The sequence below is a fragment of the Zobellia uliginosa genome (assembly GCF_900156625.1).
Classification (GTDB): Bacteria; Bacteroidota; Bacteroidia; order Flavobacteriales; family Flavobacteriaceae; genus Zobellia; species Zobellia uliginosa.
In genome coordinates this window covers 109,492-119,541 of the sequence record NZ_FTOB01000009.1, presented here as the reverse complement: position 1 = coordinate 119,541, position 10,050 = coordinate 109,492, and the positions used below count along the sequence as shown (strand labels likewise).

The 10,050-nt window shown below is 38.7% G+C and carries 11 protein-coding genes; 1 reads left to right on the top strand and 10 read right to left on the bottom strand.

The genetic code is table 11. The annotated features are described in order from the left end of the window. Positions 1 to 106: 106 nt before the first annotated feature. From BW980_RS20345 to BW980_RS20295, 10 genes are all read right to left on the bottom strand, one after another. The gene (locus BW980_RS20345; protein ID WP_245800120.1) at positions 107 to 1,720 is read right to left on the bottom strand and encodes an AAA family ATPase; all 1,614 of its coding nucleotides are present in this window, start codon (positions 1,718 to 1,720) and stop codon (positions 107 to 109) included. 308 nt (positions 1,721 to 2,028) lie between these two features. Further along, the gene (locus BW980_RS20340; RefSeq protein ID WP_076456996.1) at positions 2,029 to 2,781 is read right to left on the bottom strand and encodes a GIY-YIG nuclease family protein; all 753 of its coding nucleotides are present in this window, start codon (positions 2,779 to 2,781) and stop codon (positions 2,029 to 2,031) included. A 255-nt stretch (positions 2,782 to 3,036) separates the two neighbouring features. Next, entirely contained in the window at positions 3,037 to 4,080 is a 1,044-nt protein-coding gene (locus BW980_RS20335; RefSeq protein WP_076456995.1) for a restriction endonuclease, read from the bottom strand. Between the two features lie 391 nt (positions 4,081 to 4,471). Beyond that, positions 4,472 to 5,398 carry a helix-turn-helix domain-containing protein gene (locus BW980_RS20325; protein ID WP_076456993.1) on the bottom strand — a complete coding sequence of 309 codons (927 nt, stop codon included), beginning with the start codon at positions 5,396 to 5,398 and terminating at the stop codon, positions 4,472 to 4,474. Positions 5,399 to 5,576: 178 nt separating this feature from the next. Continuing rightward, positions 5,577 to 6,317: an SDR family oxidoreductase gene (locus BW980_RS20320; RefSeq protein WP_076456992.1), complete on the bottom strand. Its 741-nt coding sequence runs from the start codon at positions 6,315 to 6,317 to the stop codon at positions 5,577 to 5,579. Between the two features lie 173 nt (positions 6,318 to 6,490). After that, positions 6,491 to 6,793: a DUF1330 domain-containing protein gene (locus BW980_RS20315; protein WP_076456991.1), complete on the bottom strand. Its 303-nt coding sequence runs from the start codon at positions 6,791 to 6,793 to the stop codon at positions 6,491 to 6,493. Positions 6,794 to 6,805: 12 nt separating this feature from the next. Then, positions 6,806 to 7,354, bottom strand: coding sequence for an NADPH-dependent FMN reductase (locus BW980_RS20310; protein WP_076456990.1), 549 nt, complete (start codon positions 7,352 to 7,354; stop codon positions 6,806 to 6,808). Positions 7,355 to 7,532: 178 nt separating this feature from the next. Beyond that, the gene (locus BW980_RS20305) at positions 7,533 to 8,444 is read right to left on the bottom strand and encodes a Ppx/GppA phosphatase family protein (RefSeq protein WP_076456989.1); all 912 of its coding nucleotides are present in this window, start codon (positions 8,442 to 8,444) and stop codon (positions 7,533 to 7,535) included. A 227-nt stretch (positions 8,445 to 8,671) separates the two neighbouring features. Beyond that, positions 8,672 to 8,800 carry a hypothetical protein gene (locus tag BW980_RS22965; protein ID WP_262508157.1) on the bottom strand — a complete coding sequence of 43 codons (129 nt, stop codon included), beginning with the start codon at positions 8,798 to 8,800 and terminating at the stop codon, positions 8,672 to 8,674. Between the two features lie 42 nt (positions 8,801 to 8,842). Then, positions 8,843 to 8,974, bottom strand: a complete 132-nt coding sequence (locus BW980_RS20295) for a carboxypeptidase-like regulatory domain-containing protein (RefSeq protein ID WP_245800118.1) — start codon at positions 8,972 to 8,974, stop codon at positions 8,843 to 8,845. Positions 8,975 to 9,430: 456 nt separating this feature from the next. Between BW980_RS20295 and BW980_RS20290 the strand changes: the two genes are divergently transcribed. Beyond that, on the top strand, positions 9,431 to 10,006 hold the full coding sequence (locus BW980_RS20290; RefSeq protein WP_083690567.1) for a peroxiredoxin-like family protein: 576 nt from the start codon (positions 9,431 to 9,433) through the stop codon (positions 10,004 to 10,006). Positions 10,007 to 10,050: the final 44 nt, after the last annotated feature.

The window sequence follows — 10,050 nt, the reverse complement described above, 5'->3', positions numbered from 1 at the left end:
AAAATACCGCCCGTAAAATATGCGGAACTTAATTCTTTTGGGGCTAGCCCCAAAAGAATTAAAAACAATAACTTTAATGAAGTTTTAGAAAACTAGGCAGTTCTAATTAGGGGAAGCTTACAACTGCAATTTCTTTAAAAGCCTCTTCTCGCTTAATTGGTAATCCGTTTTTTGTATTTGTCGCATCTACAACTAATGAATTCCATAATTCATCTTTAAAACCAGTTATTGAAACATTAGCATAATTATCATTTGATTTTCCTATTGCCAATATTGAAAAGTCTAGATATTTTGGACTTTGAAGTAATTTTTTGACTTTATCATTTTTCAGAACACCGCTTAATTGTGGAAATCTTTCAGCAACTAATTTTAACTCTTCTTGATTAAGAGTTGGAATATCAATTATGCCTATATCGTTTTTATCAATTCCGAATTTTAATGTAATTAAGTCAATTGCATATTTACGCGATGAAGTAATGATTTTGATTTCAGGGTGTTCCGCAAGTAATGCCAACAATTGCTTGAAAGCGCATTCGGGATCAGATTCTAATAATTTTTCCAAACTATCAATGAAAACAATTTTTTGAGGGATTAAAGAAATACAAGAGAAAATATCTTGTATTGTTTCGTTCACACCTTGACTTGAAAATACATTGGCAAGCGTAGATTCATTGAATTGGTCGGCTCTGAAAACGAACACGCTTGCATTTTGAAAATCTTTTTGAAGAATTTCTTTGATTTCTGCCGATTTACCAACACCTGGCTTGCCTGTAACAACCGTAATTTGATTCTGGCTTAATGCCTCTAATATATTTTCTTTTGCTTGGGTTCTTGGTAATTTAAATTCGTTTTCGCCAGTTCCAATTGAAGTTTTTATTGGCCTTAAAATCTCTTTGCTATCTGATTTAAGCTTCTCTACTGCTTTTAAAAATGGATGTAATTGTGTATTGTCAAAATGATTAAAGAAATCTTTATCTTTTAAATCTTCAATCCCTACGCTTCCGCCATTTGGATTAAGTGTTCCAACATAAGCAAAAATACTATCCCAAATTTCTTTTTCAGTAGCAGTTGAATCTTTTCTTCTGCATATTTTAATTAGATTGAGAAAATAAGTTTTATCAATACTAGCTTCATTTGAGAAATCATATTCTAAAACATCAATACATTTTAAAAACTCCCATAATTCTTTGTCACTTACGGCAATATTTGCGTTTGCTATTTTTATTACTTTACGGAAAACATCTAGTCTTTTCTTTTTTCCTTTTATTCTGTTTACTTCCAAAATGAAGTCTGTCTCTGAACTGTGAGTTGTTGCCCAATTAAAAAGTGATTTAAGGTGATTTCGTTCATCTTTAGTTAAACCATTTTTTACTACTAATAGTTTATCTCTTGTTTTGTCAAAAATAGAAGTATTGTTATAGTCTTTCCAAAAAGCATCAATTACTTCTTGGAATTTTACGTTGTCCGCGGTAAAAGAAATATCGTGTTTTACTTGAACTAATATTCTATGTTCTCCGATTGTGGATTTTGCAATTGCCATAAAATCGTCAGTTTCATAGCCTCTGTTGGTTACTTGCATAGCAACCTCTGTTAGGTGTGCTGTATCTATAGAAGGAACATTTCCGCGTATTATAAGCGTTGTTATAAAAGCTGTTTGAACGAGTTGTTCGAAGTTTGTTCCTCCGCCTCCTTTTTGAAAAACACTTCCTTTATCTGACATATTATTTTCTCCTCTTTATAGTCTTATTTTTAATAATTAGAGTGTTTTTAGCATTACCCACAACTTGTTTATATGCGGAACATTCCGTCTTTTATCCTACCAATCCGGTACAATATGCGGAGGTTACGGTTTAGTTTATCACTATTATTTCATTTAAGCGATAAAACCGCTATTTTTTATATACGGTGTGCTTGTTGCACAACCATGAATTCCATCAATGCGTACTTGTTAGGTTTTTTTTGTTTTGTAAAACATAACTAACTGATATGTTGGGTTTTGATTGTTTCTAATAATTCAAAACCATCAATTTATTCCTGATGACGAGTTGTGCACCGGTTACTGGTGTTGGCAGTAGTTATTTTTGCAAACATTGACTCAAGATTAGTCAGAGTAAACTTGCTAAAGAACTTGATTTGAATCAAATCCCTCAATTCGTTGTGTACCCTGTCCTTTTTCCATTTGTTATACACTTTAATGTCAAATAATATTTTGTTTTGCTCGATTTTTACCCAGTTATACTTGGGCAAAGTTGGCGATTCTAAATCAATGCTTTCAGAGTTAACTAACACTAAGTAGCCTTCTTCTTTTTCAAATTTTAAACTGGTGTAATTCTTAGAAATATACTTATCAAGAGTTTCAATTGTGTAATTATGCAGCTTATGAAAGTCCTTTGTTGCGTCAAATTCGCTGAAAATTTTATCGAAATCCGTCGGCATTTTTAAAAACTCCGAAAGTGAACCTAATTTAGTAAACTCCGATAATTCTTGATTAAATTGCTCAATAATCCATTTGCATTTTTCAAGTGATGCAAGTTCAAACCATTCAGTTGCACCTCCTCCAAGATTTAGCGGACTATAAGAATAGTTATTTAAATAAGCATGAATACCAAATTCAATTTTAGTTACTAGCTGCCTGTTTTTGCACGAATAAACAAAACTATCTTCCGTATTGATTTGACCAAAGTCCGCAACTATTTTAGCCAACCTTTTCTCCATATTGTTTGTAATTCCAACCTTGTAACATGGTTTTTCAAGACTGGTTAAAATATATAGATAGTTCATATTTTTATAATTACTGCCAACAACGCGATATAGTTATTGATGCTACCCTTCTTTTTAACTCCTCTAATTTACCACCTTAACGCACATCGGCCTTACGGATTTACGTAAGGCTTTTAAGAAAGTTTTTAACACAGGCTCCGTAGGGGCTGCGAACCGTACATAGGTCGGTCTTTGCCTTAAAAAGCGGTTAGGAGGTGGTTATTTCGATAATTATAGACTGGTACAAGGGGTACTATTGTTGGCAATAGTTGTTTTTTATTCGTTTTCCGATATTGATAAAGCCCAAACTCTTTTTAAAGGAATTTCAGCTTTAATTTCCTCATCCAATTTGTCATAGTTCTTTATAAATTCGTCAATTATCTCTTTTTGACTCCAAAGACGAACTTTGAAGAATTGATTTGGTCTTTCTTTTTCCACAGAACTTTTAAATCCGCTCCAAGAAACTAAAAGTCCTTGGTCTGCTCCAAAGTTGTGAATTGCACCAATTAGTTGGTCTAATGTTGGTCTGTCAATCGGAGAATCAGTTGATTTAACTTGAACACATAATCTTGGTTGTCCAAATCCCATTGGCTGTGGTGCTGCCAAAATATCTATTCCTTTATCGGCTCCTTCTGGAGAGTGATATGTCGTATAGCCTTTAGCTTGTAAAATGGATTCAATTAAGAATTCCATTCTATGTCCTTTGAATTTGCGAATTATAAGTTTTGCAATTTGGTCGTTTGCAAATTCCTCAAGGTCAATTTGTGAAGAGTCTATCGTTGTATCGTCATCGGCAATCTCGTCTTGTTTTTTTACCAAGTCAGATTGTTTAGAACTCCAATTGTTTTTGGACATTGACTTGATTCGTTCTTCAGCATTATTTCTTTGGATTTGGCAAACAGTCATAAATGCTCCAAAGGAATAGAGTAAGTCTTGGTCAAATTTTGAACGAGGAATGTCTGTTGCAAACCAATCCACTTTTCTGGAATGAAAAAACGGATTATTAGCTTTTGGATGGTATTCATATTCTCCTATTACTTTGCCAATATGAATAGCAGATTTTAGTTTACTCGGTAATATTATCCAATCGCCTTTTTTTATTCTATGAGCAATTGGATAAATCTGTCCGAGCCAATTTCTAACAGTATTTCTTTTAGCGTCAGAATAAAAATTCAGTAAATATTCAAGTAACCCTTGCCTGTCAGATAGTTTTGATAAATCAGTATTCAATTCATCCCAAGTCAGATAGATTTTTCCATCGTTCAAGAATTTGTTTTCGTATTCTCCTGATTTTCCTGCTCTGAAAAGCCAAATTGCCATATTTTCTATATTTCGTTAGTTGGTTTTAATTGGGTACAACAACAGGATATAGTTATTGATGCCATCCTTCTTTGTAACGCCTCTAATTTACCACCTTTACGCACATCGGCCTTACGGATTTACGTAAGGCTTTTAAGAAATTTTTTAACAGGGGCTCCGAAGGGGCTGCGAACCGTACATAGGTCGGTCTTTGAATTTGTCCTTGTGATGGCATTCGTGTGTTATCCGTGGGGATATAGCTCAAATGAAGTTATGCGCTTTGTGATTCCGTTTAATTCCGAATCAAATGAGGCCAAATTTGACCGTTCGTATTTGTTAGAAAAAATAGCCCTTTCATTATCAATAATTGAACAAGGGAATTCTATAGGCGGTCGCCTATGGGGGCTATTCTTTAATTAAAGGTTTTCCGGAACTCCAAGGGAGACATTTCCGTTTTGTTCTTAAACAGTTTGTTGAAGGAGCTTGGGTATTCAAAGCCCAAATTATACGCAATCTCGTTAATGGGCAAAGGGGTCGTTGAAAGCTGTTCTTTTGCTTTTTCGATCAGTTGGTTATGGATATGCTGCTGGGTGCTCATTCCGGTCAAAGACTTCAACATACTGCTCAGGTAACTTGGGGAAAGGTGGAGTTCTTGCGAAATATACTCCACCGTCGGTAGACCGAGTTCCATTAAGTTTTCTTGATCGAAATACGCTTGCAAGAGCTGTTCTACCTGTCCTAAAAGTTGATGGTTCGGGGTGTTACGCGTGATAAATTGGCGTTCGTAAAACCGTTCGGCATAGTTGAGCAAGAGCTCCAATTGCGATACGATAATTTTCTGGCTGAATTTATCGATCGGGGAGCGATATTCTTTTTCTATACGCTTAAAGATATCGACCATCATCTCTTCTTCCTCTTCGGACAAGAACAAAGATTCGTTAATGTCGTATCCAAAGAACGCATAAGATTTCATGGTTTGGGCCAAGGAGGTATTCCACAAAAAATCAGGATGCACCAAGAGTAGCCAACCCGTAGGTTTTGATTCTCCCTTTAAATTGATATTCGGATTCCTTTCCATGCCCATCACTTGGTCCGGGGCCAAAAAGGTCATTATGCCCTCGTTAAAATCGTACTCCTTTTGTCCGTAAAACAGTTTGTAGGGCACATTTCGCTTTAAACCGATGGTGTAGTATTTCTGCACCAATTTCAGTCCCTTTAGGTCTTCGGGAAATCTTACCTGGCCAAAATCGATCAGACTTATCAAAGGATGTCTGGGAGCGGGAAGATGCGCAAAACGGTGAAAGTCCTGAATTTTCGGAATGTTTTTGAGATGGCCCATATTCGTATTTTACGCGATCATCGAGATTAAATGCTCCGAGGCTTGCCCCGAGCTAGTTTACGGCAAGTTATATTTTTTTTGATACTGTCTCGTGGAATATCCTTCCGATAAGCAAAGACAAGCCCTAAAATACTAAAGGTATTCCACTTAAAACGCTTTGCACGGAAGCTTTCTTCGACTAGGCCATGCCGCCGTTGACCCCTATATTCTGGGCATTGATCCATTTGGCTTCGTCACTCGCTAAAAAAGCTACGACCTGGGCGATATCCTTGGTTTCGGCAATGCGTTGAAAGGGGGAAAGTGCGGCCAAGCGGTCTACGGTCTCCTTTGTTTTTCCTTGCATAAACAACTCGGTATTTGTCGGTCCCGGAGAAACCGAATTTACATTGATCCCACGACTACCTATTTCTTTGGAAAAAATACGTGTAAGTTGCTCTACGGCCGATTTTGTAGCGACGTATGTACCGTAGGTTGGCAGCATCAACCGGTTTACCGAGGTAGAGACATTGATGATGCTTCCGTTTTCCGAAAGTTTTGTAGCGGCCTCGCGGAGTGTATTGAAAACGCCCTTTACATTGGTGTCAAACTGAAGTTCGAAAGCTTCGTCAGTGGTGTCTTTTATCAATTGATTGACCATAATTCCGGCATTGTTCACCAAAATATCCACCTTACCGAAATGGACAATGGTTTGGTCAAATAAACGGCTTACGTCTTCCTTAGACCTTACATCGGCCTGAATTCGTATAGCTTCGCCGCCTTCGGCGATAATCGCGTTCACCACATTGTTAGCGGCTTCTTCGTTACCGGCATAATTGACTACTACCTTTGCCTTGTTTTTAGACAAGGTTTTAGCTATTTCCGCACCGATTCCTTTAGATGACCCCGTTATTAAGGCCACCTTGCCTTCTAGATTACCCATGTTTTTCTCGTTTAAGGTTCATACGACAAAGTTGGGGTATTGGGGTGACTTAAACTTGTCCAAATCGGGTTTTTACTTGTCCTTATTTGCTATGGTTTCGGTTGGTATTTCGGGCCGATGCTTGGCTCATATATCAAACCAAGACGAGAGGCTGAGAGCTTCCGGTCTTAGGTCTATACTTTTCTTCCTTGGATTAAAAGTGATGATCGTATTGATTTTTCTTTTAGGTGCAAGAACTTTTTTCGCTCTTTGTCGTTTTTGAAATTATCAAAGTCTTCTTGGCTGTCGAATTCCACCAAATGAATTTCGTAAGGTGTTTCTATATTTTTTTCGATGACCGAATTTTTATCGGGTCGAATTCTTAGCATAAGACGGCCCTTATATTTTAAAATGGAGGGAATCGCCAAAGCTTCGAACTGATTGAAAATAGCTTCCTGCCCCTCAATAAGGTATATCAGTTGGGTGATGTAAATCATAGGTTTTTGGACTTATTCGGTGGTGTGGACTTCCATTAGTTGGTTGAAGGATCGGACAAATTTTTTCAGTTCACCTTCTGTTTTCGTGTCCAAAATATGACCTTCTCTGTCGATTTTCCCTTTTATGCCCTGAATGAGAAGCGTGGTTTCGTCGGTAAATTTACTTTGTACGGTTTCCATAATCAATTTCAATTCCTCGTGTCCTTTTTTTCCACTTGCCGAAGCAGTTATGAGTCCCACCGGTTTATCGGAAAAAACCGTGGTAGATACGCACCATTCGATTACATTTTTCAGTCCGCTCGGAATACTGAAAACATATTCGGGCGTACAGATTATAATTCCCTCTGAATCGGAAATGCGCTTTCGAAGCACCATGATTTTTTCAGGTACATTTTTATCGGTCAGGTCGGTTTTAAAATGGGGCATTTCGCTTAGGTCGTCCAATAGCTCCAAATCAAAATGTGACCGGCCTAATTCGGCTATTGTTTTTAGGATGGAAAGATTGGCCGAGTTTGGGCTTGCACTTCCGCAAATTGCCAATATTTTTTTCTTTTCGGCCATAGCTTAGTTTCTTGTTGATTCAACTTGGGTCATAAAGGTAGCCACTTTCCTGTTATATTGTGAAGTGCCAAAACAGGAATTAGGGGTGTAACCCAAGGAATTCCAAGGAATCGGTGAAAACGTCCCCCTTTGATGATAGGCAAGCGTGCAGGTACGACCATGCTTATGGTACGAAGGTTTAGAGATAGCCCAGATATTCTATCTTGTCTAGGTTTTTATGGGTTCTTTGTTCGTATAATTCGTAAATAAGACCGTCTTTTAATCCGACTTTAGGGACAAGGATTTGGTCGCTTCCCATTTCCTTTAAGACCCGTAAATATATTTCCGAAGCCGGAACAATAACATCGGCCCTGTCGGGATTCATTTTGAGGATGGACATCCGCTGTTCATAAGTGAACTCGCTAACATAGGCCCGCAAGGCTTTGAGCTCGGCAAAGGATATGGCCATGTTGGAGGCCTTATTGGCCAATCCGTACAAGCGGTTAATATTTCCGCCCGTGCCTATTCCAACAATATTCTTTGATTTTTGAAAGCTTGTGGAGTGGATCCATTCTTTCATGTCGGCAAAAACTTCCGCCCGTTCTTTTGCGGTCAATTGCCTGACCGATCCTATTTTGAACGACCGGCTCTGTAACAGCTGCCCGCCTTCAAGTAAGTTGAGTTCCGTACTTCCGCCACCGACATCGATATGCACATATTTTCTGTTTTTCAGTGTCGGTTTAATGGCCTTGTTCAGAATGCTGGCTTCCTTTTTTCCGGTGATGACGTTGATTTTCATGCCTACCTCTTTGTTGATGTGATCGCTCACTTCCGTACCATTACGGGCTTCCCTCATGGCCGACGTAGCTACGGCATAGTAATCTTCTACTTCGTACAGGTCGATAAGATGCTTAAAGGTGCTCATCAACTTAATGAATTTCTCCTTGGTGGGCTGCGATATTTCTCCTTGGGAAAACACATCATGGCCCAATCGCAAGGGAAAGCGCAATAGCTGTAGGTTTTTAAAACTGACTAAATCTTCGTCTTCGTATACTTTGACTACTTGAAGTCGTATGGCATTTGATCCAATGTCTATTGATGCTAGTTTCATTTACGGTACATTTAATTATAAGACGCTGCCCCTAAGGTGTCTTAGGTTTCTTTTTAAAATTGCACAGGGAACCCATCGAAGGGGAGTCTTTGACCGATACGGGTACATGGGCCTAAAGGAGGGTTTTAATAGGCCGTACAAGTTGTAATGTCTTTCGATATGGAGACTTGCTGTAACTGACAATCGTTGTTTTTTATTTGCGGTGCGACTTTATGGTTTGGGATGGATTAGGGTTTCATTTCCATTAGGGTCGAAAACCTTAATCTCTTTTTCTTTTCCCGAGAGTCCAATGCTTCGGGTAGATTGTGATAGATAACCGGAACCCCAATAAAATTCGTGCCGTCTTGTTTTTCCATTGTCAAGCCGTATTTTGGCGAAAACACTGGTGGCCGGTACCTTCAATACTTTGCGGCAAATCCCAAGGACGAAAATTCAATGACCTTAATGTCATTTGAAATGTTCAATTCGTATTTTCCATCAAAATCAGTGATGGCACCTTTGGTTCCGGCGACTACGTTGACTCCAGGCAAGGGGGTGCCCGTTTCTCCGTCCGTTACCGTACCGCCAATGACGGTTTGTGCATTTGATTACTAATTTATAAAAATGAAAACAATAAAAGTGATAAAATAATAATACAGGACTTCTTTTTGTTGTTTTGTCGATAGCCGAGATTCGCTCTAGGCCCTATTGTTGTTGCGATTGTCGGCGTCTTGTTGAGGAAATGACAAAATTGATTTTGGGAATTTTAGAAAGCTATAACGGGATTTTAATCCTTGTCCCGTAGTTTTTTTCTCTGTTTTTTGAACTCCCTACCCTTAAAGCCTTCAAAGGCTTTGACTGGTTTTTCCGGAATAAATGACGGTTCCTAGATCTTATTCTAAACGAACAACGTAACGTACGGAAGACTTGACCTGAAAAGGAAATCAAGGGACTCAAAAGCACAAAGCAAAAAAAGGCCTACATTAGCCGAAACCAATAAGATTGCCATGAGTGAATTACAAGATTTTCAAAAACGGGTCATTTCAAATGCGGCCCATGTCAAAGGCTTGTCAGTAGGCGACAAGGCTCCCGATTTTTCCTTGCCGAACGCCATAGGTAAGAACGTCTCGCTTACCGAAATGTTAAAATCAGGAATTGTAATCATCAAGTTTTACCGTGGGGAATGGTGTCCGATTTGTAACCTAGACCTAAGGGAGGTACAAAAGAATTTGGCGGAAATTAAATCGTATGGAGCTTCATTTTTGGCAATAAGTCCGCAAAGTCCAGATAACGCCCTTACCGCAAAAGAAAAGAACAGTTTGGATTATGAGGTGCTTAGTGATGCGGATCAGAAGATGATCAAGGCCTATAAGCTTCAGTTCGATCCAGGAGATGATTACCACGGAAGACGTGATTTGACCCTTTTGAACGGTGATGGATCTAAAACCCTTCCTGTACCCGCCACTTTTATAATCAATACCGACCAAACCATTGAGGCGGCCCATGTTGAGGCCAACTACACCGAAAGAATGGGAGTAGCAGAAATACTGGGGGCACTAAAAGTTTTGACCGATAGGGCCTGATCTGTAGGTTTTGTTTCCCTGTCTATGGGAATCGTTTTGGCGTT

Excerpts from the sequence above, each read along its gene's own strand:
- BW980_RS20345 (WP_245800120.1), bottom strand. The coding sequence starts at position 1,720 with ATGTCAGATAAAGGAAGTGTTTTTCAAAAAGGAGGCGGAGGAACAAAC.
- BW980_RS20325 (WP_076456993.1), bottom strand. The coding sequence starts at position 5,398 with ATGGGCCATCTCAAAAACATTCCGAAAATTCAGGACTTTCACCGTTTT.
- BW980_RS20290 (WP_083690567.1), top strand. The coding sequence starts at position 9,431 with ATGAGTGAATTACAAGATTTTCAAAAACGGGTCATTTCAAATGCGGCC.
- BW980_RS22965 (WP_262508157.1), bottom strand. The coding sequence starts at position 8,800 with ATGGAAAAACAAGACGGCACGAATTTTATTGGGGTTCCGGTTATCTAT.
- BW980_RS20315 (WP_076456991.1), bottom strand. The coding sequence starts at position 6,793 with ATGATTTACATCACCCAACTGATATACCTTATTGAGGGGCAGGAAGCT.
- BW980_RS20340 (WP_076456996.1), bottom strand. The coding sequence starts at position 2,781 with ATGAACTATCTATATATTTTAACCAGTCTTGAAAAACCATGTTACAAG.
- BW980_RS20310 (WP_076456990.1), bottom strand. The coding sequence starts at position 7,354 with ATGGCCGAAAAGAAAAAAATATTGGCAATTTGCGGAAGTGCAAGCCCA.
- BW980_RS20335 (WP_076456995.1), bottom strand. The coding sequence starts at position 4,080 with ATGGCAATTTGGCTTTTCAGAGCAGGAAAATCAGGAGAATACGAAAAC.
- BW980_RS20320 (WP_076456992.1), bottom strand. The coding sequence starts at position 6,317 with ATGGGTAATCTAGAAGGCAAGGTGGCCTTAATAACGGGGTCATCTAAA.
- BW980_RS20305 (WP_076456989.1), bottom strand. The coding sequence starts at position 8,444 with ATGAAACTAGCATCAATAGACATTGGATCAAATGCCATACGACTTCAA.